At 47.0% G+C, this 517-nt stretch carries 1 pseudogene; it reads right to left on the minus strand.

What is annotated here, in order from left to right:
- A pseudogene (locus R3X28_RS19240) lies at positions 1-517 on the minus strand (hypothetical protein); the annotation flags it as partial.

The following is a 517-nucleotide window of genomic DNA, read 5'->3' on the forward strand; positions in this document are numbered from 1 at the left end:
TGTACTGTTCGGGGATGTAATACTTCCATCAGCCAAGGCCGTTTCATTCACGTCCAAACCAACATTCTCCAATAAGGAATTCGCCGGAGTACCTGTCAATGTTATCGTACTGTTGGGAGATGTGATACTACCGTCTCCCGTCAATGCCGAAACATCCACGTCCATGGTAACATCCTCAAAAATAGCGTTCGCAGGTGTACCTCCCAATATTATTGTACTGTTGGGCGAGGTAACACTTCCATCAGCCAAAGACGATTCGTTAACATCCAAGGTTACATTCTCCAATATGGAGTTCGCAGGTGTTCCCCCTAGAGTAATCGTACTGTTTGGGGAGGTGATACTGCCATCGCCTACTATATCCGTAGGATCCACGGTAACCGTATATTCCGTATTGTTGCCAGATGTTGTGGAAGAAACATCGATTCCAGTGCCTTCTACAACCGTAGTGGTCTTCTCCATAGCATTGATCGCAGGGGAAAGGTCAAGTGCGATAGATGCCTCTCCGTTTACGGTACTG

It is taken from the genome of Maribacter sp. TH_r10, from assembly GCF_033101095.1.
Lineage (GTDB): Bacteria > Bacteroidota > Bacteroidia > Flavobacteriales > Flavobacteriaceae > Maribacter_A > Maribacter_A luteus.